The organism is Pseudomonas segetis (genome assembly GCF_900188155.1).
Lineage (GTDB): Bacteria > Pseudomonadota > Gammaproteobacteria > Pseudomonadales > Pseudomonadaceae > Aquipseudomonas > Aquipseudomonas segetis.
In genome coordinates this window covers 1049279-1072357 of sequence record NZ_FZOG01000002.1, presented here as the reverse complement: position 1 = coordinate 1072357, position 23079 = coordinate 1049279, and the positions used below count along the sequence as shown (strand labels likewise).

General features: G+C 57.3%; 16 protein-coding genes. 4 read left to right on the top strand and 12 right to left on the bottom strand.

Translation table 11 applies throughout. The annotated features are described in order from the left end of the window. The first annotated feature begins 56 nt into the window (after positions 1 to 56). Positions 57 to 830, top strand: coding sequence for a ParA family protein (locus tag CHB79_RS10755; protein WP_089359852.1), 774 nt, complete (start codon positions 57 to 59; stop codon positions 828 to 830). A 54-nt stretch (positions 831 to 884) separates the two neighbouring features. Here CHB79_RS10755 and CHB79_RS10750 read toward each other — a convergent pair whose 3' ends face one another. The 4 genes from CHB79_RS10750 to CHB79_RS10735 all read right to left on the bottom strand — a co-directional run bounded on the left by CHB79_RS10750 (position 885) and on the right by CHB79_RS10735 (position 4812). Beyond that, complete coding sequence (locus CHB79_RS10750; RefSeq protein ID WP_089359851.1) at positions 885 to 1682, bottom strand: universal stress protein; 798 nt, start codon at positions 1680 to 1682, stop codon at positions 885 to 887. A 251-nt stretch (positions 1683 to 1933) separates the two neighbouring features. Then, positions 1934 to 2377 (bottom strand): YiiD C-terminal domain-containing protein, encoded by a 444-nt coding sequence (locus CHB79_RS10745; RefSeq protein ID WP_089359850.1) that lies wholly within the window; start codon positions 2375 to 2377, stop codon positions 1934 to 1936. A gap of 151 nt (positions 2378 to 2528) precedes the next feature. After that, on the bottom strand, positions 2529 to 2957 hold the full coding sequence (gene trxC / locus CHB79_RS10740) for a thioredoxin TrxC (protein ID WP_089359849.1): 429 nt from the start codon (positions 2955 to 2957) through the stop codon (positions 2529 to 2531). Between the two features lie 64 nt (positions 2958 to 3021). Then, complete coding sequence (locus tag CHB79_RS10735) at positions 3022 to 4812, bottom strand: SLC13 family permease (RefSeq protein WP_089359848.1); 1791 nt, start codon at positions 4810 to 4812, stop codon at positions 3022 to 3024. A 352-nt stretch (positions 4813 to 5164) separates the two neighbouring features. Between CHB79_RS10735 and CHB79_RS10730 the strand changes: the two genes are divergently transcribed. Then, a complete protein-coding gene (locus CHB79_RS10730; protein ID WP_089359847.1) occupies positions 5165 to 5860 on the top strand; it encodes an aspartate/glutamate racemase family protein in 696 nt (231 codons plus the stop codon). Between the two features lie 14 nt (positions 5861 to 5874). Here CHB79_RS10730 and selO read toward each other — a convergent pair whose 3' ends face one another. The 5 genes from selO to CHB79_RS10705 all read right to left on the bottom strand — a co-directional run bounded on the left by selO (position 5875) and on the right by CHB79_RS10705 (position 15912). Then, positions 5875 to 7335 carry a protein adenylyltransferase SelO gene (selO, locus tag CHB79_RS10725; RefSeq protein ID WP_089359846.1) on the bottom strand — a complete coding sequence of 487 codons (1461 nt, stop codon included), beginning with the start codon at positions 7333 to 7335 and terminating at the stop codon, positions 5875 to 5877. A 77-nt stretch (positions 7336 to 7412) separates the two neighbouring features. After that, positions 7413 to 10811 carry a mechanosensitive channel MscK gene (gene mscK, locus CHB79_RS10720; protein ID WP_089359845.1) on the bottom strand — a complete coding sequence of 1133 codons (3399 nt, stop codon included), beginning with the start codon at positions 10809 to 10811 and terminating at the stop codon, positions 7413 to 7415. Between the two features lie 33 nt (positions 10812 to 10844). Further along, the gene (locus tag CHB79_RS10715) at positions 10845 to 12590 is read right to left on the bottom strand and encodes a potassium/proton antiporter (RefSeq protein WP_089359844.1); all 1746 of its coding nucleotides are present in this window, start codon (positions 12588 to 12590) and stop codon (positions 10845 to 10847) included. Positions 12591 to 12802: 212 nt separating this feature from the next. Then, positions 12803 to 14605: an acyl-CoA dehydrogenase gene (locus tag CHB79_RS10710; protein ID WP_089359843.1), complete on the bottom strand. Its 1803-nt coding sequence runs from the start codon at positions 14603 to 14605 to the stop codon at positions 12803 to 12805. Between the two features lie 140 nt (positions 14606 to 14745). Next, positions 14746 to 15912 (bottom strand): YbfB/YjiJ family MFS transporter, encoded by a 1167-nt coding sequence (locus tag CHB79_RS10705; RefSeq protein ID WP_425439597.1) that lies wholly within the window; start codon positions 15910 to 15912, stop codon positions 14746 to 14748. Between the two features lie 178 nt (positions 15913 to 16090). On the opposite strand from CHB79_RS10705, the gene CHB79_RS10700 reads away from it, so the two are divergent. Beyond that, complete coding sequence (locus CHB79_RS10700; RefSeq protein WP_089359841.1) at positions 16091 to 16939, top strand: 23S rRNA (adenine(2030)-N(6))-methyltransferase RlmJ; 849 nt, start codon at positions 16091 to 16093, stop codon at positions 16937 to 16939. Between the two features lie 58 nt (positions 16940 to 16997). Here CHB79_RS10700 and msrA read toward each other — a convergent pair whose 3' ends face one another. Together msrA and CHB79_RS10690 are read right to left on the bottom strand one after the other, a co-directional pair. Next, complete coding sequence (msrA, locus tag CHB79_RS10695) at positions 16998 to 17645, bottom strand: peptide-methionine (S)-S-oxide reductase MsrA (RefSeq protein ID WP_089359840.1); 648 nt, start codon at positions 17643 to 17645, stop codon at positions 16998 to 17000. Positions 17646 to 17767: 122 nt separating this feature from the next. After that, entirely contained in the window at positions 17768 to 20431 is a 2664-nt protein-coding gene (locus CHB79_RS10690; protein ID WP_089359839.1) for a putative bifunctional diguanylate cyclase/phosphodiesterase, read from the bottom strand. Between the two features lie 78 nt (positions 20432 to 20509). Between CHB79_RS10690 and CHB79_RS10685 the strand changes: the two genes are divergently transcribed. After that, entirely contained in the window at positions 20510 to 21040 is a 531-nt protein-coding gene (locus CHB79_RS10685) for a hypothetical protein (RefSeq protein WP_089359838.1), read from the top strand. 87 nt (positions 21041 to 21127) lie between these two features. On the opposite strand, the gene aceF is transcribed toward CHB79_RS10685, so the two are convergent. Next, the gene (gene aceF / locus CHB79_RS10680) at positions 21128 to 23068 is read right to left on the bottom strand and encodes a dihydrolipoyllysine-residue acetyltransferase (protein WP_089359837.1); all 1941 of its coding nucleotides are present in this window, start codon (positions 23066 to 23068) and stop codon (positions 21128 to 21130) included. Between the last annotated feature and the right edge of the window lie 11 nt (positions 23069 to 23079).

Below are 23079 nucleotides of genomic sequence, written 5' to 3'. Positions count from 1 at the left end.
CTTGTCATGTACTTTTGCTAGTGTTCACGATTATTCAGGGATTGGGAGCAATTAACATGCGGCGTGTGGTCTTTAACCAGAAGGGTGGTGTCGGTAAATCCAGCATTGCCTGCAATTTGGCGGCTGTGAGCGCTTCGCAAGGCTATCGGACACTGCTGATTGACCTTGACTCGCAAGCCAACTCGACCCATTACCTAACGGGTTTGACTGGCGAAGAGATCCCATTGGGTATCTCGGAGTTCTTCAATCAAACATTGTCGGGGGGACCTTTCGCCAAGAAAGGTAAGGTCGATATCTATGAAACTCCATATGACAACCTGCATGTAATCACCGCCACGGCTGAGCTTGCGGACCTGCAGCCCAAGCTTGAGGCCAAGCACAAGATCAACAAGCTGCGAAAGCTGCTCGAGGACCTGTCCGAAGATTACGAACGGATCTACCTCGACACTCCGCCGGCCTTGAATTTCTATACGGTTTCGGCACTTATCGCGGCGGATCGCGTGCTTATTCCGTTTGATTGCGACAGCTTTTCCCGTAATGCCCTTTATGGCTTGTTGCAGGAGATTGAAGAGCTGAAGGAAGATCACAACGAGGGCCTGGAAGTCGAGGGCATCGTGGTCAATCAGTTCCAGCCGCGCGCGACCTTGCCCCAACAATTGCTTGATGAATTGATTGCCGAGGGGCTGCCCGTGCTCCCCATTAACCTGATGAGTTCGGTGAAAATGCGCGAGTCGCATCAAGCCTGCATGCCGCTGGTCTACCTTGAACCCCGGCACAAGCTGACTCAGCAGTTTATCGAGTTGCACGATTTGCTTGAGAGCGCTGGTTAAGTTGACGGCTAAACAAAAGCGCCTCGAAGGCGCTTTTTTATGGCTAGGAAAGGCCTAACGCACGACAAAAATATCGCAGGGTGCCTTATGCAGAAAATGCTGGGCAAGGCTACCAAGCAGCGCTTGGGATAACGCACTGCGTCCATGGCTGCCAAGTACCATCAGCTCTGTTCGGCGGCTATTGAGCTGTTCCTGCAGCGCTCTCAATATGCCTCCTTGTTGCACCGAATGGCTCAGTTTTGGGCCATTTGGTGGCAGTTTGAGCGCTTCGTCTTCCATTAACTGATCGATCAATGCGCTCTGGGTCTGCAGTTGCAGCTCGTTTTGTTTGGCGTTGCCCTTGTCTGGCTCGAACACATGCAGGGCATGCAGCTCTGCCGAGTCGGGCAGCAGGTCATAGGCTTTGCTGAGGGCACAGCAGGCACAAACCGAGAAGTCGATGGCGGCCAGCGCGCGCTTGTAAGGCTTGAAATCATTACGCGCCACAATCAGCATTGGGACATTGCTGCGCCGGGCTATGCGGTCGAGGCTGGTGCCGGAAAAATAATCATGGCGCGAGTGGTGGGCACCGAGAACCAGTAGATCGCAGCCAAGTTCGTTGATTTGCTGCAAGACTATTTCCGAGGGCTTGCCGCTGAGTATGCGCAGCGCCGCCGTTTTCGGAGCGAGTGTACTCAGGCTGTGATCCAGGGCGCGCTTGGCCGCTTCATGTTGCTGCTTGCTTTGTGCGGGATCAAGGACGTGCAGGACGGTAAGCCGGGCGTTATGTTGCGTGGCCAGTTGAGCGGCCCTACTCAAAGCGAGATCGGCGGTTTCTCTTAAATCGTGGGCAATGAGAATATGTGCAGTCATTAAAGATTTCTCCGGTCGACACGCCTTGGACTCTCTGGAAAAGGTAACGAACGAAGATAGAACGAGGCGCAACGACCAATGACTGCCGAACTGAAGTTCAGCCAGCCCAAGGATTGTGAGCCGTATTTATCGCAGCATGGCCTGCCCCTGCACGGGCTACCCCAGTACTATCAAGCGCAGTCGTTTTCCAGAGATTCCTTTATTGTTACCCATCAATTAGCTGGTCTTGCGAGCTTTAGCAAGGTCATGTGTCAGTGCATGCGTAACTGGTAATGACCACAACTTTCGGCGACCACTTCCCCGCTTGAGTCCTTTAGCTGGAGTTCCAGCCGGTACTCGGCTTTTCCCTGGCGTTGGGCTTCATCTTGCAGCTGTTGTATTTCGCTTGAACTTAAACGGGCCTCGACAGTGATATCACCTTTGGCCGGGCGTCGAAAGCGCAGGTTCATTTCTTTGACGATTGGATAGAAGCGCTTTACATCAAAGCTCGTGAGAAATAGCGCGCCACCGGGGATTTCCGCAAGGGTGAACAGCGCGCCGGCGTACATGCTGCCGATATGGTTTTCATTGCCTGCCATGGGCATGCACAGCCGGATAAAACCAGGCTCGAGGACCAGGGCTTTGAGGCCGCTGCGCTTTACAAAGGCAATTTGCTCTTCGGTCAGTTGGCGGGCTATTTCAAACGGCAGTGACATAGGTAGACCCTTGGTTGCACGAACAAGCTGCTGAAAAGCAGCATTTCAGAGGTTTCCCAAGCCTAACCTCTGGCTGCCTGCGTGCAATTGACCAAATCTGTCGTTGGGCTTGACCGCAGTGCTCGCTCACACAGTCTTTTTCAGTGGTTCCTTAGTGGCTTTGCAGCCAGGCCATCAGTTGCGGCAGTGCCATTGCTCCGGCCTGGCGAGCGACTTCTTTACCCTGGCGAAACAGGATCAAGCTCGGAATGGAGCGGATACCCAATTGTCCCGCTAGCTGCTGATGGGCCTCGCTGTCGAGTTTGCCCAAGCGGTACTGCCCTTGCAGTTGTGCGGCAGCCTGGTTGAACGTGGGGGCAAATGCCTGGCATGGACCGCACCAACTGGCCCACACATCGACCAGCAATGGCAGGTCGCCTTTGGTCTGGCTGGCAAAGTTGGCCTGGGTCAGTTCAATTGGCGTGTGTCTCAGCACTGCTTGCTTGCAGCGGCCACAGCTTGGCTTGTCTGCCATGCGCTGGCTTGGAATGCGATTCAGTGCATTGCAGCTGGGGCAGGGAATAAGCAATGGTTCGGACATGATTAACTCCAGGGCTATGGCTGCTATCTGCGGTCTGCGTTGGGCCTTTTCAAGGTGCAGGTCATTAGACTGGAACCAATGGCCAGAACAGCGGAATGACCAGGGTTGCCACCACCCAGAGCAATAGGTTGAGCGGAATACCGACTTTCATGAAATCGGTAAAGCGATAACCCCCGGCGTTATAGACAAAGGTGTTGGTCTGGTAGCCGATCGGCGTGGCGAAGCTGGCGCTGGCGGCGAACATGACCGCGACCACAAAGCCGCGCGGGTCGACACCAAGATGTTGCGCCAAGCCGATTGCAATAGGCGTCACCAATACGGCGACCGCATTATTCGAGAGCATCTCGGTCAGTATCGAGGTGAACAGGTAGAGCATTGAAAGCATGAGCAGTGGACCCGCCCATGGCAGCCAGCTCATCATGTTCTCGACCAGTATCTTGACCAGCCCGACTTTGTCCATGGCGATGCTGATGGCCAGCATGCCGAAAATCAGGCTGAGAATTTTCCAGTCGACCGCTTTGTAGGCGTCCTCGACATCCAGGCAGCGGGTGGCCAGAACGGTGACCGCACCGATGATGGCCAGCCCTTCAATTGGCATTACGCCGAAGGCTGCCAGGATCATCACGGCCAGTGTGGCAATGATGGCTATCGGCGCTTTGTCACGGCGGAATGCGCGTTCTTGCACGGCGTTGAGGCTGATCAGTTCGCCGTTGTCAGCGAAGCGCTTGATCTGCGCTGGGGTGCCTTCGACCAGCATCACATCGCCAAATTGCAGTTCGAAGTCGTCCAGGTTGCCTTGTACATTTTCATCCTGGCGATGCACGGCAAGCACGGCGATACCGTAACGTGCGGTCAGGTCGAGGTCGCGCATTGGCCGGTGGCTGTAGCGTGAGTTGCGGCCGACTATGGCTTCGGCAAGGATCACATCATGGCTGCTGATGGTTTCAAAGGCGTCGGTGCGATTGAACGACAAATGCCCGCTCTCGCGCAGTTCGACCACATTTTTGACCTGGCCGTGCAGCACCAGGCGATCGCCGTTGGCGAGCAGGGTATCGTGCGCGGGCTCGGTGAACTCCTGGTCGGCTCGAAACAGTTTGAGCACTTGCAGGCCGCTGCCGCCATTGAGATTGGCTTCGCTCAGGGTTTTGCCTATCACTGGCGAGTCATGGGGCACCAGCAGTTCGGTCATGAAGGTGCGGTCGAGATCTGGGCGCAACTGTCGCGATAGTGTGTCGCGATTGGGTAGCAGGTGGCGGCCAACCAGCAGCAAGTAAACCATGCCCGCCGTCGCCAGGATCAGGCCCGCGCCGGTTATCTCGAAGATGCCAAAGGGGGCCAGGCCAGCTTTACGGGCAACGCCGTCAACCAGGATATTGGTCGAGGTCCCAATCATGGTCAGCGTGCCGCCAAGAATGGTGGCGTATGACAGCGGGATAAGCAGCTTGGAGGGCATGGTCCCGGCACGGCGCGCCAGTGATATGGCAACCGGCGTCAGAATCGCAACGACTGGCGTGTTGTTCAGGCAGGCCGAGATAACCAGCGCAGTGACTGTCAATCCGGTCAGCACGCGAACCGGGTTGGTGCCGACCAGATTACCAAGCCAGTTGCCCAGTGCGTCGATGCATCCGGTGCGTTCAAGTGCTGCCGAGAGCACGAACATGCAGGCAATAGTCACAGGGGCCGAGTTGGATAGCACGCTGAGTACTTCTGCCGGGGTCAGTAGCTGCGTGACCAATAGCGCGGCCACCGCAATCGCGGCAACGATATCCGGGCTCCACTTTTCCCTGATGAAGGCAACCAGCACCCATATAAGCAGTGCGCCAACAAATAACAGTGGTAGTGAGTCCCCGAACATGGGTGTCCTTTAAGCGTTGAATCTCGTGTGAGGCATCAAGCGTTATGTTGCCGATTGCGCTAGGTCGCCAAGATAGTTGGGTTTGCTTAGAGAGTCTAAGAATGTTTGAGAAGGTTTATATGCCTTTTCGGTTTAACAGATAAGCTGTACCGCTAAGCGCATTCAGCACTGTTACTGTGCGCTGCGCTTGATGCACGGTAGGCTCGAAGCTCCTGATAAAACGATTATCCGGGGCAATGTAGGGAGCAGAGCGGCAAGCAGTCTGTAAGCCTGCAGCGCTTCGAGTTGCTGATCGCTGCCTTGGTTCACTGGCGGCAGGGCACCTACAAGTTGAGTTAATAAGGAGCAGGCAATGCGTCAGCTGGGTATTTTGGGAGGGATGAGCTGGGAGTCGACCAGCAGTTATTACCGTTTGCTTAATCAAGGTGTGCGCCAGCGCCTGGGCGGCCTGCATTCGGCGCCACTGCTGCTTCACTCGGTTGATTTTGCGCAGATTGCAGCGCTGCAACAGCAGGGCGACTGGGATGCGGCGGGCCAGGTTCTGGCTGAAATCGCCCAGCGTTTGGAGGGCGCCGGCGCAACTGCCTTGCTACTTGCTACCAACACCATGCACAAGGTTGCACCCGCGATTGAGGCGGCTGTGGATATCCCGCTGTTGCATATAGGCGATGCTGTGGGGCAAGCCCTGCAACAGCGTGGCATCAAGCGTGCTGCCTTGCTCGGGACGCGCTTTACCATGCTTGAGGATTTTTATCGTCAACGCCTGGCTGAGCGTTTTGCTATCGAAGTGCTGATCCCGCTTGAAGACCAGGTGGAAGAAGTGGATCGGGTGATTTTTGCCGAGTTGTGCCAGGGACGCTTCGAGACCGCCTCGCGTGACTACTACCTCAAATGCATGGCGCAATTGCGTGAGCGTGGCGCCGAGGTCGCAATACTGGGCTGCACTGAGATCGGTTTGTTGCTTGACGGCAGCCAGGCCACGCTGGAGATGCTCGACAGTACCGAGCTGCATGTCGAGATGGGCCTCGACTGGCTGCTTGGCGAGTAGGCTGGCGCATTGGTTCAAGACGAGCAGCTGATCTCCAGGTGCTTGCCCCAATCTGGCGGGCGCTGGGCGAAACGTTCTTTACCCGGTTGCTCGGCAAAGGGGTGGCTGAGCACTTGGTGCAACTCGCGCACGACACTGTAGTCGCCTTTTTCCGCAGCCTCGATGGCTTGCTGGGCCAGATAATTGCGCAGGATGAACTTGGGATTGACCCCATGCATGCGTTCGCGCCGCTGTTGTTGTGATTGGCCCTGTAATGGATCGCGATCCATATATCGCTGGCTCCAGGCATCGAACCCGGCTAAATCAGTAAAGTCATCGCGCAAGCGTGCCAGGGCTGCCTGTGGTTCACTTTCACCCAACTCGCGGAAGAACAGGCTGTAGTCAATGGCGCTGTTCTGCATCAATTGCAGAAGCTCCTGGACCAGGGCTTGGTCGTCGTCCTTGGCGCTGGTAAAGCCCAAACGACGACGCATCAGATCCAGATAGTGGCTTTGATACAGCGGTAGAAATAGTTCAAGACTGGCGCGTAGTTCATCGACACCAGCCAGTGGTGTTAACGCCTGGCCGAGTGCCGCAAGGTTCCACTGTGCGATAGGCACTTGATTGCTAAAGCTATAGCGGCCGGTATCGTCGGAGTGATTACAGATGTGCTTGGCATCAAAGTCGTCGAGAAAGGCGTAGGGGCCGTAGTCGAAGGTGATGCCCAGGATCGACATGTTGTCGGTGTTCATTACGCCGTGGCAAAAGCCATAGGCTTGCCAGTAGGCAATCATTTCAGCCGTGCGCTCAACGATCTGGCGGAACATCGCCGAGTAGGGGGCCTGCTCTTGCAAGCAGGCCTCGAAGTGGTTGTGCAGCACATGCTCAGCCAGTTGCTCCAGCAACTTATGTTGCTGGGTGTAATAGAAGTACTCGAAGTGGCCGAAGCGAATGTGGCTCTGGGCAAGGCGCAGGACCATGGCGGCGGTTTCTTGTTTTTCGCGCCAGACGGGCGTGCTTGAGCCCGTCACGCAGAGTGCGCGTGAGCTGGCGATACCCAGCGCATGCAGGTGTTCGCTGGCAAGAAATTCGCGGATTGAGCTGCGCAGTACGGCACGGCCATCGCCCATGCGCGAGTAGGGTGTGGCACCGGCGCCCTTGAGGTGCAGGTCCCAGTGCTCGCCAGCTTGATTGACCACTTCGCCGAGCAGTAGGCCACGGCCATCACCCAGGCGTGGGGTGTAGCCGCCAAACTGATGGCCGGAGTAGACCATTGCCCGTGGCTCGGCATCACTCCATAGCTTGTGGCCGGCGAATATCTGCGCGAAAACCTCGGTGTTGGCCTCTTCCGGGTCCAGGTCGAGCAGTTCCATGGCCGCCTGGCTGGTAACGACCAAGCGTGGCTCGGCAATCGGCTCGGGCAGCACATGGGTTGAGAATGCATCCCCCAGGCGTGCAAAGCGGTTGTCAAAAGTCAGTTCGCTGAGTTGTTTCAAGGCGCTACTCCGGCCAAGCAAAGACGGCTGAGGGGTTAGCTCAGCCGTCGAATTGAAGCACTACAATAACGCGATGCTTAGTTCGGGTCGACCGCAGGCGGTGTCGGCTTGGCCAGAGTCACCTGAGTCTTATCTTCCGATTCAGACTCTACCTCCGGTTCGGCCTGGGGGCTGTTTTGCACCACGATCGGGCTGGTGGTCTTCAGGTTCAGCTCGGCGCCGTTGAGGTTCTTGACCATCACATCCAGCTGGTTGAAGGCCATCTCGATGTTGTTTTCGCGGAAGCTCATGGCAATGCGGGTCAGTAGCTCGTCGGTCGCGGCGTTGCGGTCACCGAGATCACGCACGTGCACCCGCAATTCATAATTGAAGGTGCTTGCGCCAATCGTCAGGAAAAACAGCAGCGGCTCGGGGTCACGCAATACGCGCGGGTTTTCCATGGCCGCCTGCATCATCAGCTTGCGCGCCAGCTCAAGGTCGGACTCATAGGCCAGGCCGATCATGATGGTGATGCGGGTAATGGTGTCGTTGAGCGACCAGTTGACCAACTGGTCGGTGACGAAGGTCTTGTTCGGCACAATGATTTCTTTACGATCAAAATCGGTAATGGTGGTTGCCCGAATGCGGATTTTGCTCACCGTGCCGGAGAGGTTGCCTATGGTCACGACATCGCCGATGCGTACCGGACGCTCGAACAGGATGATCAGGCCGGAAATAAAGTTGGCGAAAATCTCCTGCAAGCCAAAACCCAGGCCTACAGACAACGCTGCAACCAGCCATTGCAACTTGTCCCAGCTCACACCCAGGGTCGAGAGGGTTGTCACAGTACCTATGGCGACGATGGCGTAGGACAACAGGGTTGTGGTTGCGTATGAGCTGCCCTGGGCGAGCTTCATGCGCGACAGCACCAATACTTCAAGCAGACCGGGCAGGTTGCGCCCCAGGGCAATGGTAATACCGACGATCACCAATGCGCCGAGCACGTCACTGAGGCTGATGGGCACCATGCTGGCCATCGCTCCGGTACCACTGACATATTCGTACAGCGTGACGTTATCGAGGTAGGAAAACACCGAGATCAGGTCGGCCCAGATCAACCAGAGCAGGCTGATAAACACGCCCAGCAAGGCCAGGCGCACTAATCTCAGCGACTGCTGGTTAACCTGATCGATATCCAGGGTCGGTTCTTCGATCACCGCCTCGCCAGTGTCGGACCCTTCGGCAGCCTGAGCCGCTTGGCGTTTGGCGATGGCACGCTGGTAGGCGAGGCGGCGCGCCGCAACCGAAAGGCCGCGAACAAAGGTCGCCTCGACGATCAAGCCGATCATCATCAGGCCGAGGGTAAAGAGTAAACGGTCGGTGAGCTTGATCGCGGTGTAGAAGTAGCCCATGGCGACCATCACGATCAGTGCCAGTGGCAAGAGGCAGATCGCAACCGCCATGACCGTTCGGAACAGGGAGCTGTTTTCACGGGTAGGGCCGGTCAACAGCACGCGACTGAGCAGCCAGGCCATCAGTGCATAGCAGGTGACGGACGTGGCTATGCCCAGTACGTCGTCGGCCAGCTCTGCGGGTTGATGCCCGGCAATGGTTACCACGGCGACCAGGGTCAGAACGATCAGGCCCAGATACCGAACGTAGCGGCGCAAGTAGGCGACATGGGGGCGTGACCAGCGAAAATGCAGCTCAGCGACACCGCTGGGCGATAAAATTCGGTAGCAGGTGTACAGCACCATCCAGGCTTGCGCCATGCTGAAGAACGCTGAGCTGAGGCTGGCGTTCTGTCCACGGGCATCTATTTGCAGCGCGAAGCCGCAGAGCGTCAGGAATAATCCGCCTGGTAATGCCAGCAGGATATTCAGCAAGATCGCCATCGGCGTATGCAACTGGTTGTCGTTTTTGTAGTGGCCGATATCCAGGTGAATGGCTGACAGCTTGCGAGTAATTGCATTACGTTGCCATAACAGCAAGGTAATCAGGAGCAGCAATGGCAAGAACAGCAGGGGTGCGCCTATCAACCCGGCGCCGAAGTCCCGGGTGCTTGATAGCCAAGGCATGTTGGCCATTTGGCGCTGGAGCTTGGCCGGGACGCTTTTAAACCACTCCAGGTTGAGTGGTTTATTGCTGGGGATCCAGAACATCTGCTCGTCGAGTGTTTCACTCAGCGCCTTGGCAGTGCTCTGCAGCTGCTTTTGGGTGAGCTGCAGGGTAATTGATTCATTGAGTAGCGCACCCAGTTCGGTACTTACCCGGTCGAGCAATTCGCGGCGGCTTTCGAGGATATTCTGCAGGGCCTTGCGCAGTTGCGGGCTCACCTCGTCTTCAGGCTGGGCTTGCAGCAGGTTGTCGATATAGGTTTCGGGATTGCTCACCAGCTCGCGTTGTTGGTTGAGCTCAAACTGGTAGAGGCGAATGTCGGCTATATCATTGGACAAGTCTTTGTCGATATCCAGCTGCGGCAGGGCCTGCTTTTGCTGGTAGAGAATCTTCGACAATAAAATACTGCCCTGCAGCACGCTGATCTGCTGATCCAGTGCTTGATCGCTTTGGTTCAGGGCGTCCAGTTGCTGTTTGGTCTGCAGGTTTTTCTGGGTGATCTGGTTGAGGCGATTGGTGGCCTTGAGCAAATAGTCAGAGTATTTGACGTTCAGCGCACTTTCGCGGCTCAACAGCCCGCTGTTGCCCAGTTTTTCGGCGCTTTGGGCTTGCTCGGCAACAGTCATCTCGGACTGTTCGCGTCGTTTTTGGTTGATCAGTTGCTGGAGATTGATCAGTTCCTGCTCAAGACGCTTGATGCGTTCATCCAGCAGTGCACGTTGGCTGGTGCCCAGGTCTTGCAACAGGCTGTTGCCGCTCAGCTCCTGGCGGCGCAGCAGGGTCTGTGCATTCAATTGAGCCAGTTCGGCGTTGAGCTGGTCACGGGTTTCGCTGGTCAGTGGCGAGCCGGCCAGCTTGCCGGCCTTGAGTGCTTCACTGATTTCGCGGGTGCGGGTCTGGTTGCTGCTGATTTCCGCCTGTGCTCGTTCGGGGCGTGTCTGGGCGGTGATGATCAGGCTGTTGGCGTCAATGATCTGTTTTTGCCAATCGCTGAGCTGGTTGTTGCGGTCGCTGAGCATTTGCTCAAGTTCCGACACCTTTCTGTTGCCATAACGCTCGGCAACCGGTGTCGGCTGGCTCGCCTTGAGACGTGCCAGCTCTCGCTGGGCCTCACCGATCAAGCGGGGCGCTGCGTCCAGTTGCTTGTTGAGATCCTCAAGGCTTTTCTCGCTTTGCGCTTTGAGGCGCAGCAGGCTGAGGGTTTTCTCAAGGGTTTGCTTTAGCTGGGTTTGTTCAGCTTCAGGCAGCTTGCTGTCGGCCAGTGAGGACAGCTGGCTTTGTACGTCGTCATAGGATGGCGGCGCAGCGGCGAATGCCAGGGAGTTTCCCAGCAAAAGGCTGAACAAAGTGATGGCGATGAAATGACGAAATGGGGGCATGGTCGCGTTCGGGCGGCTCGAAGTTAAATGAGTTTAGAGGAATAGACCGGGGCCGGGGCGGCTGCCTTCAGGGAATTTAACGCCAACCTTACGGATTTTGTTGCCTTCCATAGCAGCGACTGTCCAGGTTAAACCTTGCCATTCGACCTGATCGCCAATAACTGGTTCACCGCCGATTTTATGGGCGATGAAACGACCGAGCAGCATATCGCCCTCGGAATCATTGAGCTTGAGGCCGTAAAGAGCAGCAACAGCGCCAACCTCGGCGTCGCCTTCGAGGACAAAATCGCCGAAGAAACGAAGGTCCTGGCCGCGTTTTGGGGCTTGGCTGAACAGTTTGCCTAGTGCTTCCAGGTCGTGCGCGTGGCCGATGACGCAGAGTAGGTCACCGGCATCCAGCTTGGTGCTGCCCGACGGATGGAGTAGTTCGTTGCCGCGAAACAGTGCCGCAACCCGGGTGCCTTCAGGCATTTTCAGGTCACGCAGCGGTGAGCCGATGCACCATTTCTCGGCACCGAGGCGGTAGACGAACAGTTCCCACTGGCTGGTCGGGTGGATTTCCAGGCCCGAGCGTGAAAAGGGCGCTGGCTCGGGCGGTACCGTAACCCGGAGAAACTTGGCCGCGAGTGGCAAGCTGGTGCCCTGGAGCAGTAGCGAGACGATGACGATAAAGAATGCAACGTTGAAGAACAGCTGGGCATTCTCCAGACCGGCCATCAGTGGGAATACTGCAAGAATGATGGGTACCGCGCCGCGCAGGCCGACCCAGGCAATAAATGCGCGTTCCCGGTCATGGAAGGCCTGGAAGGGCAATAATCCCAGGTAGACCGAAAGTGGCCGTGCGATAAAAATCATCCACAGCGCCAAGCCCAGTGCAGGGAGTGCGATTTTCAGCAGCTCGTGGGGTGTTACCAGCAAGCCAAGGACCAGAAACATGCCGATTTGCGCGAGCCATGTCAGGCCGTCGAGCATATGCAGGATGCCGTGGCGCGAGCGGATAGCCTTGTTGCCTAGCAACAGGCCGCAGAGGTAGACCGCAAGGATACCGCTGCCGCCCAGGGCGTTGGTGATGGCAAAGATGATCAGACCGCCGCTGACCACCAGCAACGGATACAGGCCATTGGCCAGGGTGATGCGGTTGATCAGGTTCAACAGCAGCCAGCCCCCGACCAGGCCGAGAAATGCCCCAAGGCCAAACTGCAGTCCGAGATGGATCAGCAGGTCCCAGCTGAACCCGGTTTGTCCTGCTTGCAGCATGGCAATCAGGGTCACGGTCAGGAATACCGCCATCGGGTCGTTGCTGCCCGACTCAATCTCCAGGGTCGAGCTTACCCGTTCGTTCAAGCCTCGCCCGCCCAGCAAGCTGAATACGGCGGCGGCATCGGTTGAACCGACGATCGCGCCAATAAGCAGGCCTTCCATCCAGCTCAGCTTGAATAGCCATGCAGCTGCCACGCCGGTGAGCCCGGCGGTAATCATGACGCCGACCGTGGCCATCGAGAGTGATGGCCAAAGGGCTACACGAAAGCTTGAAACCCGGGTTCGCATTCCGCCATCGAGCAAAATAATGGCCAGCGCGAGGTTGCCGACCAGATAGGCCAGCGGGTAATTGGAGAAGCTTATGCCGCCAGGACCGTCGACGCCTGCAAGCATGCCCACGGCGAGGAATATAACCAGAATCGGGATGCCGAAACGCGAGCCAAACGCACTCACCAGGATGCTCATGGCTACCAGCAACGCACCGATCAAGAACAGACTGTTGATGGTACTGGCATCCAAAGCGGCACTCTCCTTTATCGACTGGCTGGGCGCCTATGCATGGCACGTGCCACAGATAATAACCTGTGAGTTTGACGCGTGGTTAAAAAAACACATGGCGTTATATGTGTGAGGCTTGGCAGGGGGATTTACCTGGGCCAGCCAGGTATCTGTGACGCGCGCGGTGAAGAAAAGATCCCCTTGCACACATTGCATGTGCAAGGTGGGGTCGGTCAGAACCAGTTGTCTTGCATCTTCAGGCAGGTATCGTCGCGGCTTTCGAGTATGTCCAGTTCATGCTGGCAACTCGGCACTTCCCAGGTGAGGAAGTAGCGGGCGGCTTGCAGCTTGCCCTGATAGAAGTCCTGGTCCGCGCTATTGCCTTTTGCCAGCCCTTGCTCGGCGCGTATGGCTTGCTCAAGCCAGCGCCAGCCGATGACTGCATGGCCGAATACGTTCAGGTACAGGGCCGAGTTTGCCAGGCCTTGGTTAACCTTGCCGGTCATCAGGTCGCCGAGCAGCCCCAGGGTCACCTTGGACAGCCTTGCCAGCAATTGCTCGAGGGGCAGGCGTAGGCTGTTCAGCGACTCGTAGGCGCTGGCGCGCTCACAACATTGCTGGATCAGCTTGACCAACTGTTTGAGCGCTGCGCCCTGATTCATCGAGACCTTGCGGCCCAGCAGGTCGAGTGACTGAATGCCATGGGTGCCTTCGTGAATCGGATTGAGGCGATTGTCACGGTAATACTGTTCCACCGGATATTCACGGGTGTAACCGTGGCCGCCGAGGATCTGGATCGCCAGCTCGTTGGCCTTGAGGCAATACTGCGATGGCCATGACTTGACAATCGGCGTCAGCAGGTCCAGCAGCTCCAGGGCGGCGCCGCGTTGCTCTTCGGTTTCCAGCGTCTGGGTGTCATCGAATAGCCGGGCAGCGTACAGGCCCAGGTCGAAAGCACCCTCGACGTAAGCTTTTTGGGTCAGCAGCATGCGGCGTACGTCTGCATGCTCAATGATTGCGACCTGTGATGAGGCGGGGTCCTTGCCATCCGGCAGGCGCCCTTGCGGGCGTTGCCGGGCATACTCCAGCGAGTACAGATACCCCGCGTAGCCGAGCATGACCGCGCCCATGCCGACGCCAATCCGCGCCTCATTCATCATTTGGAACATGTAGCTAAGGCCATGGTGTGGCTTGCCCACCAAATAGCCGACACAGTCGCCATTATCGCCGAAGTTGAGTGCAGTTGAGGTGGTGCCGCGCCAGCCCATCTTGTGGAACAACCCTGCCAGCAATACATCATTGCGCTTGCCGAGCGAGCCGTCGTCGTTAACCAGGAACTTGGGCACGATAAACAGTGAAATCCCTTTCACGCCGGGGGGCGCGTCGGGAAGCTTGGCCAACACCATGTGCACGATATTTTCTGACAAGGGATGATCGCCGCCAGAAATGAATATCTTGTTGCCCTTGAGCCGGTAGCTGCCATCTGCGGCCGGTTCGGCACGGGTGCGGATGTCTGAAAGCGAGGAGCCGGCATGGGGCTCGGTCAGGGCCATGGTGCCGAAAAAGCGCCCTTCAATCATGGGGGCTAGGAAACGCTTCTTCTGCGCCTCGTCGCCGAAGGCTTCGATCAGGTTGGCAGCACCCATGGTCAGCATCGCGTAGGACGATGTGGCGATATTGGCAGACTGGAAATGGGCAAAGCAGGCCTGGGATAGCAGGTTGGGCAACTGCATGCCACCGACGTCAAACTCGCGGGTGGCGTTGAGAAATCCAGCCTCAAGGAAGGCATCGACCGCCGGTTTGATTTCCGGGATCAGCTTGGCTGCGCCATCTATGTATTCAGGCTCATTCTCATCATTCTTGCGGTTATGCGGAGCAAACAGGTTTTCTGCGATGCTGCGGGCCGTATCGATTGCCGCGTCGAATGTTTCACGGCTGTGCTCGGCAAAGCGCTCGCGTTGGGTCAATGCCTGGGCATCGAGCACTTCGTAAAGTTCGAACGCAAGGTTGCGGGCGTTAAGCAGAGTCTCGGACATGGTAGGCCTCCTGTTTGTCGCGCCGAGTCTAGGCAGGCGCCACGGCACTGCCCAGCATTATCCATTGGCGTGATAAAGCTCTACATGCTTGATTGTTCGGGCATATGGCAATCTAGATCGCTTGTTGCCTTCGCGTTTGCCTAGGCTGTTTGGCGGCCTGGAATCGCAAATGTCCAGCACAGCCCCCAGAACAGAGCAGCCGCGCCAATGGCAAAGCATTGGGTGAGCGTGGCGCCCATCTGCAACGCTTGCTCTGCCAGCCAGGGACCAAGTAACTGGCTGGCGCCATACAAGGCAATAAGCGCTGCAGACAAGCGAGGCCCCTGGTGCGGGTGAAGCTGCCGGGCCAGGCGTTGGGTCAGGAAGACGGTACCGATAAAGCCGCCGCCGACTAACACAGCGCAAAGCAGTATGCCCACAGAGCCAGGCCAGAGCATTGGCGCTGCGGCCCCCAGTCCTTGCGCGGCGTAGTTGCACAGCAAGGCTCGGCGATCACCAATGCGTGCGCCCAGGCTATTCCACAAGGCAATAGATATGAGGCTGGCGCTTGCCGTCCACAACCATGCGCCGTTGACCAGTGGATCGCCCGGCGCCAGTTGTTCCTTGGCCAGGGAGGGTAAAAACGTCATTGGCAGGATGTAGCCCAGCCCTGCGCCGGTATAGGCGAGAAACAGCGGTGTGCTCGCCCGGTCGAACAGGCTGGAGCTAGAGTGCTGTTGGACCTTTACTGCGGGCTCGTGCAGTTTAAGACGGCTCAGCAAGCCAATGCTCAATAGCGCCAGCGGCAGGCTCAATATTGCCATTGGCCACCAGCGATCCGGACCGCTCAGCCAGGCGTGTGGCCAGGTCACTGTTGCGCTTGAAAGCAGCAGGCCGCCACCCAGGCCCAGGTAGATCAGGCCGCTGAGCCGGGTACGCTGGTGCTGTGCGAGCCATTCGAGGACCAAGGCCGGGGCCTGGACAAACACTACGCCGTTACTGATGCCATTGGCCAGGCGCAACCAGGTCAGGCTTTCAACCGAGCTTGCATAGACTTGTGCCAGCGTCAGCAGGGCATTGGCCAGCAGTGCCAGGGGCAGGGCGATACGCATGCGTGATGGCGCATGCAGAACCAGCGCGAGCAAGGCGCCGATCAGGTAGCCAATATAATTCCAGGTTGCGACCCTGGCACCTTGTTCAAGCGTCAGCAAGCCATCGCTGATCAGGTAGGGCAGCAATGGCGTGTAGGCAAAGCGGCCCAATCCATGGACGACCACCAGCGCGCTTGCGCCAGCGAGTAGGGCCAAGATCACGTGGCGCTGCGGCAGAGAGTTCATGCAAAGGCTTAATGATTAGCTACCTGCAATCATACTGGTTGCAGGCAGGGGTTAACTGGAGAGTGCGCCGGGCAGGCAATTGTAGAACATGATGAAAGCGTGCGAATAAACAACAACTGCGAAAATCAGCCAAGCAGTTAAACTGTAAGGCTTCGAGGAGCCTATTGCCATGAATTACCGCCACGCCTATCACGCCGGCAACCACGCCGATGTTCTTAAACACCTGGTTTTATGCCGGATAATTGCCCTGTTGTCGCGAAAGGAGGCGCCATTTGCCTATCTCGACAGTCATGCAGGTGTGGGTTTGTATGATCTGCGAGGGGACCAGGCGTCGCGTACAGGTGAATGGCTTGAGGGGATTGCCAAGATTTGGCAGGCCGAGGATGTGCCTGAGCCGTTTGCTGATTATCTGGGCGTGATTCGCGCAATGAATCCAGAAGGTGAGTTGCGCCATTACCCAGGTTCGCCAGAGCTGGCACGCAGGCTTTCCCGCGAGCAGGACCGTTTGCAGCTCAATGAGAAACACCCGGAAGACGGGCGCTTGCTCAAGGAGAACATGAAGGGCGATCGGCGTGTGGCTGTGCACCTGGGAGAGGGTTGGCATGTGCCCCGTGCGTTGTTGCCGACCCAGGAAAAACGCATGCTGATGCTGATTGATCCCCCCTTTGAGCAAGACGATGAACTGGAGCGCTGTGTCGAGTCACTTGGCGATGCGATTGCACGCATGCGCCAGGCAATAGTTGCGATCTGGTACCCAATCAAGGATTTGCGGCAACTGCGCAAGTTTTACCGCGACCTGGAAAAAAGCGGCGCACCCAAGCTGCTGCGCGTTGAGCTGTATGTGCACCCAACCGATGAGTCGCTGCGTTTGAATGGCTCCGGGCTGGTGATCAGCAATCCACCATGGGGACTGGAAGACGAACTCAAGCAACTGTTGCCCTGGTTGGCAGAACGGCTGGGGCTGAGCCAGGGTGGCTGGCGCATGGACTGGCTGATCGAAGAAAAAACCTCGGCTTGAGCCATCCATGAAAAAGGCGGCCTGGTCGAAACCAGGCCGCCTTTTTGTGTACGCTTAATTACGCTGGCAGGCATACTCCGGTGCCGCCCAGGCCGCAGTAGCCGCTTGGATTTTTTGCCAGGTATTGCTGGTGATAGGCCTCGGCATAATAGAAATCACCGGTCTTGGCGATTTCAGTGGTGATGCTGCCCAGGCCGGCCTTGTCCAGTTCAGCCTGGAACATCTCCTGGCTTTGAAGTGCCTTGGCAAGCTGCTCATCGCTGTTGCAGTAAATCGCGGAGCGATACTGGCTACCTTGGTCGTTGCCCTGGCGCATGCCTTGGGTCGGGTTGTGCGCTTCCCAGAACACCTTGAGCAAGGCCTCAAAGCTGGTGATCTGAGGGTCGAAAACCACCAGTACGACTTCGGCATGCCCGGTCAGGCCGGAGCAGGTTTCTTCGTAGGTCGGGTTTGGAGTGATGCCGCCTGAATAACCGACAGCGGTGCTCCAGACACCTGGCTGTTGCCAGAAGCGGCGCTCCGCTCCCCAGAAGCAGCCAAGGCCAAACACGGCTGTTTCCAGGCCATGCGGGAATGGGCCCTTGAGTGGGTTGCCGTTGACGAAGTGAGCGTCTGGAACTGTCATCGGCACATCACGGCCCGGCAATGCCTGTTCGGCCGTTGGGAGTTCTAGTTTGTTTACAAGGATTTGCGAACGCAGAGCCATGAGCCATTTCCTCAACATCATTTTCATGTACTGGGTAGACCGCCATTGTGCGACGACGTTACAAAATCGGCCAGCCCGTATTGAGCATCTGGCATTAATTCCAGGCGAAGACTTGTGTCGACTCAGTTGCGAATATAGCGCTTGAGGCTATCAATCAGGTTACGCCCGGCGATTGCCTTGTCGAATAGAAACCCCTGGCCAATATCGCAGTGCTGGCGGCGCAGGAATTTCAACTGGGCGCTGGTTTCAATACCTTCGGCGACCACTTTTATTTTCAGGTTGTGGGCCATGGCGATCACTGCCGAGGTGATCTCCATGTCGTCCTGGTTCTCCGGGATGTCCTTGATGAAACTGCGGTCGATCTTGATCACATCAATCGGGAATTTCTTCAGATAACTAAGCGATGAATAACCTGTGCCGAAGTCGTCCATTGCCAGGCTCAGGCCTAGCTTCTTCAAGTCGATAAGTTGGCTGCGGGTGTCGCTGGTCGCTTCCAGCAGCAAGCTTTCCGTCAGCTCAAGCTCAACTCGGTCAGGCGGGAGTTGTTCTTCCTCGATAATGGTACGAATCGCGCCGACCAGGTCCGGGTCGGTAAATTGCTTGGGCGAGACATTGATCGCGACCTGAATGGCGCCCATGCCCACCGCCGCGAGTTGCACACTCATCCGGCAGGCTTGGCGCAATACCCATTTGCCAATGGGGATGATCAGTCCAGTCTCTTCGGCAACGCCAATGAAGTGATCCGGGCTGATCATGCCCTTTTGTGGATGATTCCAGCGTAGCAGCGCCTCAATACCCACCAGTGCACCGGTCTTCAGGCACAGTTTGGGTTGGTAGAACACTTCAAGCTCGTTCTGCGTCAGGGCGCGACGCAGGTTGTTTTCGACAAAGAGCTTATGGTCGGCCTCGGCATTCAGTGCCTCGGTGAACACGCAGACCTGATGCTTGCCGTTGGCCTTGGCCTTATGCAGCGCCAGCCCGGCGTGCTTGGTCAGTATTTGTGGGTCGGTGCCATGGGCGGGGGCGCAGGCCAGCCCGATTGAGCCGGTAATGCTGATCAGTTGGTTATCGACAAACAGTGGTTTGTCCAAGGTTTGCAGAACCTGCGCGGCCACGGCTTGCCCTGCATCAAGATCGTGCTTATCAAGCAAGATGGCAAATTCATTGCTGGCAAAGCGCGCCAGGATCGCCGCTGGGCTCAGGGTGTTGCGCAGGCGCTTGGCCAGGCTGGACAGGAGTTTGTCGCCGGTTTGGTGACCCAGGCTATCGTTGATCCGCTTGAAGTTGTCGATGTCCACCAACAACAGGCTGATACCCGTCTTGTCGGGCACCGCAAAGCGTTTTTCCAGGGCGCGGATAAAGGAATAGCGATTGCCAAGGCCAGTCAGGTTATCGCGAAAGGCCAGGCGTTCAATGCGCTGCAATGCGCTCTTGCTTTCGGTGATGTCTTCGTAGATACCGATGTAGTGGGTCAGCGCGCCGTCATCGGCATGGACCTTGGAGATCGACAGCTGGCTCCAGTAGGGCTCAAGGTTTTTGCGCCGGCTCTTGAATTCACCTTGCCAGCTATTATGACCCGATAGGCCCGACTGGCTGCTGAATAACAATTCGCTCAGGTTCTCCAGCGCCGGTAACTCGGAAATAAGCCGGCCTTGTACTTCTTCAGCGCTGTACAGGGTGATCGCGGTAAAGCTCGGGTTCACGTACTCAACAAGGCCATCGCGGTTGAGCAATATAAATGCGCTGGCGCTTTGCTCGACCGCACGCTGAAACAGGTAGAGCGCTTGGGTCGCCGTGCGTCGTTCCTGGTTGGACAACACCTGGGCATACTGGTCAGCCAGTTCGCCGCAGAAGGCGATCTCGTCGGATTTCCACTGGCGCGGCCCACCAAGGTGTTCGAGGCACAGAAGGCCCACGACTTCACCGTCCACACGAATGCCTGCGTCCAGCAGGGCGCCAATATTCAGCGGCCTTAGGTAGTGCTGCAGCTCAATGGTTCGCGGATCATTGAGTGCATCCTCGATATGCAGCGAGCGCCCTGCACGCATGAAGTTCATGTAGTTCGAGAAGAGCTTGAGGCTCAGGTGCGTTTCTTGATGATGTTGCTGGGTGTCAGCCTGATACACAGTCACCGACTGCAAATATTCCCCATTGACCAGCCAAATGGATGCGCGCTTGAGTGCATAGGTTTCGCACGCCGCCTGGGTAATCAGCCTGGCTGCATCCTGTAGCGCGTCTTCCTGATAGATGTGGCTGGCCAGGCGCAGGATCAGCTTTTGCTGGGCAAGGGTGCGCTTTTTCTGTTGTAGCGGATCCTCGATCTGCGGCATGAGTTGTTCTGGCAACGCATGGGCGGGGCCTGGTTGAACGCCTGCTGTCAGCTCCGGTTGGCGCGTTGCCGTTACCAGCAGGTAGCCGCGCAGCAGATTATGCCCACGCTGCTTGAACGCCTCGCCCATTTCAATGAGGTTAAGCGCGCCCAGTGGCGTATGCAGGGTGTAATTCACGAGATAGTGGGGTTGCTGGCTCAGTTGCTGCTGGATCTGGTCGTGCAGTGAGTGGCGCGCTTCTGGCTCCATCAGGCTGGCATAGGGTGATTCGACCAGGGCACATAAATCGCTCGCAGCAATGCCCAGTTGACGCTCACAAGAAGGGTCAAGAAACAGCAAGGCCCAACTGGCCTCATTCATCCGTTCGAAACGCAGCATGCCCAGTCGTGATGGTACTGGCAACTGCGTCACAACCTCGGCCGCCAGTTGGTTGGCGGCGGTGGGATGGCTTCTCATTAAATGGCTTGCTTCCAGTATGCTGCGCAGGGCGAGAAAGTCTGCCCAATTCACTATAGCGTCAAGTAAGGGTGCATTATGCAAATGCGACTGACAAGAAAACTAATTTTTGCCTTATTGATCAGCAGCGGTTTGGTTTCTACATCCACTGTATCGGCCGACCCAGCCGCGGGCTTGAGCAGTCCTGAGCAAGCCAATTACCTGCATGAGATAAAGCGTCTCTACAACACCCAGGACGAGCGCAAAGCGCTGCTTGCCCATGTCAATAAATTGCTCATGACCTATGCCCTGCGCGCCGGTTACCAGGTCGGTCAGGCCGATCGCCGCGACCTCATATACAGTGTTGCGCTCAGCGCCAAGGGCGAGTTGCTATTGCGTGAGGAAAGCCGTGGTGAAAGCAGCACTGATATCGCCGTGCGTAATCAGCGTATCGATGTGTTTGGGGTTGATCCTTATATCCGCTACGACTGCCCGACGAGCGGGATCAGCTGCACCCTGAATAATCCGCACAGCGGCAGCGCCATGATAACCATAGTGCGCGATAACAATGGCGCGGCGGAACTGGCCAAGGCCATGAGCTTTTTGATTCGCAATGTGCAAAAAGGTTGACGCACCAGCGCAGCAGGATAAAAAAACCCCGCCAATGGCGGGGTTGAGGATGCGAGCGTGGCGTGCTCGAAACGTATCGCTAAGTCGTTACAGGAGCATGGTGCGGATATCGCCCAGTACATCGCCTAAACGCTTGGTAAAGCGCGCCGCAGAAGCGCCATTGATCACACGGTGATCGTAGGACAGCGACAGCGGTAGCATCAGTTTTGGCTGGAAGGCCTTGCCATCCCAAACCGGCTGGATGGTCGCCTTGCTGACACCAAGGATCGCAACTTCAGGCGCGTTGACGATCGGCGTGAAGCCGGTGCCGCCAATGTGGCCGAGGCTGGAAATGGTGAAGCAGGCACCCTGCATGGCGTCTGGGGACAACTTTTTGTTGCGCGCCTTATCTGCCAGTTCAGCCGCTTCAGCAGCCAGTTGCAGCAAGCTCTTTTTGTCGACGTCGCGGATAACCGGTACGAGCAAGCCGTCCGGGGTGTCCACTGCGAAGCCGATGTGCACGTACTTCTTGCGGATGAAGGCTTTACCGCTAGGCGCCAGCGAACTGCAGAAATCGGGCATTTCCTTGAGCAGGAAGGCGCAGGCCTTGAGCAGCAATGGCAGCACGGTCAACTTGACCCCGGCTTTCTCGGCAACCGCTTTCTGCGCAACACGGAAGGCTTCCAGTTCGGTGATGTCGGCCGAATCGAACTGAGTGACGTGTGGCACGTTCAGCCAGCTACGGTGCAGGTTGGCGGCGCCTATCTGCATCAGGCGAGTCATCGCCACTTCTTCGATTTCACCGAACTTGCTGAAATCAACAGCCGGAACCGGAGGAATGCCTGCGCCGCCTGTTGCGCCAGTGGCTGCTGGTGCCTGCTTGGCCTTGTTCATCATGGATTTGACGTATACCTGCACGTCTTCCTTGAGGATCCGGCCTTTCGGGCCGCTGCCCGGTACATCTGCCAGGTCAACGCCAAACTCGCGCGCCAGTTGGCGAACAGCAGGGCCGGCGTGAACCTTGCCGCTGGTCACTGGGGCCGAGCTGGCTGCTGCAGCCGGAGCTGGAGCTTTTTCCGGTGCTTGAGGTGCTGCTTCTGCTTTGGCTGGCGCCTGGGCAGGTGCGGCTTCGGCAGGGGCGCTGCCAGCAACCTTGAGCTTGAGGATCAGGTCGCCAGTACCGGCTTCGTCGTCCAGCTTGATCTCGACGCTTTCAACCACGCCAGCTGCGGGAGATGGCACTTCAAAGCTGGCTTTGTCCGACTCAAGGGTGAGCAGGGACTGATCAACTTCGATGGTGTCGCCAGCCTTGACGAACAGTTCGATGACTTTGCCTTTGGCATCCGAGCCGGTGTCAGGGATGCGCACTTCTTCAATCGAAGCGCCCTTGGCTGGAGCCGGTGCGGCCGCTGCAGGTGCTGCTTTAGCCGGCGCCGGGGCGGATTCTTCTTTAGCCGCCGGTGCCGAGCCAGAGCCAGCAACCTTGAGCTTGAGGATCAGGTCGCCAGTGCCGGCCTCGTCGTCAAGTTTGACTTCGACGCTTTCAACCACGCCCGCTGCAGGGGATGGCACTTCAAAGCTGGCCTTGTCCGATTCGAGGGTGATCAAGGATTGATCAACTTCGATGGTGTCGCCAGCCTTGACGAAGATCTCAATGATCTTGCCCTTGGCATCCGAACCTGTGTCCGGAATACGCACTTCCTCGATGCTTGAGCTACCTTGGGCGGCTGGCGTCGGGGCTGCTTCGGCTTTTGGCGCCGGGGCTTTTTCTGCCTCGGGTTCAGGCTTTTTCTCAGGCTCGGCTGCTGCGCTTTCGCCCGCAACTTCGAGTTCAAGCAGTTCGTCACCTTCTTTCAGGGTGTCGCCGAGCTTGACCTTGATGCTTTTGACGACCCCGGCCTTAGGCGCCGGGATCTCCATGCTGGCCTTGTCAGACTCAAGGGTCAGCAGGCTTTGTTCGGCTTCAATGGTGTCGCCGACCTTAACGAACAACTCAATTACTTCACCCTCACCACTGCCGATGTCGGGTACGCGAATCAATTCACTCATCGTTTCGCTCC

Coding starts and splice junctions, on each gene's coding strand:
- CHB79_RS10755 (WP_089359852.1), top strand. CDS start 57: ATGCGGCGTGTGGTCTTTAACCAGAAGGGTGGTGTCGGTAAATCCAGC.
- CHB79_RS10750 (WP_089359851.1), bottom strand. CDS start 1,682: ATGACTGCACATATTCTCATTGCCCACGATTTAAGAGAAACCGCCGAT.
- CHB79_RS10745 (WP_089359850.1), bottom strand. CDS start 2,377: ATGTCACTGCCGTTTGAAATAGCCCGCCAACTGACCGAAGAGCAAATT.
- trxC (WP_089359849.1), bottom strand. CDS start 2,957: ATGTCCGAACCATTGCTTATTCCCTGCCCCAGCTGCAATGCACTGAAT.
- CHB79_RS10735 (WP_089359848.1), bottom strand. CDS start 4,812: ATGTTCGGGGACTCACTACCACTGTTATTTGTTGGCGCACTGCTTATA.
- CHB79_RS10730 (WP_089359847.1), top strand. CDS start 5,165: ATGCGTCAGCTGGGTATTTTGGGAGGGATGAGCTGGGAGTCGACCAGC.
- mscK (WP_089359845.1), bottom strand. CDS start 10,811: ATGCCCCCATTTCGTCATTTCATCGCCATCACTTTGTTCAGCCTTTTG.
- CHB79_RS10710 (WP_089359843.1), bottom strand. CDS start 14,605: ATGTCCGAGACTCTGCTTAACGCCCGCAACCTTGCGTTCGAACTTTAC.
- CHB79_RS10700 (WP_089359841.1), top strand. CDS start 16,091: ATGAATTACCGCCACGCCTATCACGCCGGCAACCACGCCGATGTTCTT.
- msrA (WP_089359840.1), bottom strand. CDS start 17,645: ATGGCTCTGCGTTCGCAAATCCTTGTAAACAAACTAGAACTCCCAACG.
- CHB79_RS10690 (WP_089359839.1), bottom strand. CDS start 20,431: ATGAGAAGCCATCCCACCGCCGCCAACCAACTGGCGGCCGAGGTTGTG.
- CHB79_RS10685 (WP_089359838.1), top strand. CDS start 20,510: ATGCAAATGCGACTGACAAGAAAACTAATTTTTGCCTTATTGATCAGC.
- aceF (WP_089359837.1), bottom strand. CDS start 23,068: ATGAGTGAATTGATTCGCGTACCCGACATCGGCAGTGGTGAGGGTGAA.